This window comes from Methylobacterium sp. A54F, from assembly GCF_053346035.1.
The window spans coordinates 1-305 of sequence record NZ_JBKFBF010000127.1 but is presented as its reverse complement, the minus strand read 5'-3'; the positions used below and the strand labels follow the sequence as shown (position 1 = coordinate 305).

Below are 305 nucleotides of genomic sequence, written 5' to 3'. Positions count from 1 at the left end.
CGGCTCCCCGGGCGCCCGGGACCCGGCCCGCCATCGCGCCCGGCGCGGTGAAGCTGCAGGTGCAGCGCGACGCGGCGAGCCGCGACTGGCGCGAGCGGTTCATCGCGGAGCGCGGCGACCCGAACCGCATGGATTCCCCCGCCCGCCTCGCCGTCACGCTCTGAGGCGTTGGCCGGACGACGGGCGCGGGCGGCTCAGCCCGCCCGGCGGCCGCAGCGGACGTAGGCGGCGCTGCCCTTGGCGCTCGTCCAGGTGAGGCGCTCGCCCTCGACCACGAGGCGGACCTGCGAGGTCCAGCGGCGTCC

1 pseudogene is annotated in these 305 nt (G+C 79.0%); it reads right to left on the bottom strand.

The features are described 5' to 3' along the window. Positions 1 to 194 precede the first annotated feature (194 nt). A pseudogene (locus tag ACLBXP_RS25620) lies at positions 195 to 305 on the bottom strand (peptidase inhibitor family I36 protein); the annotation flags it as partial.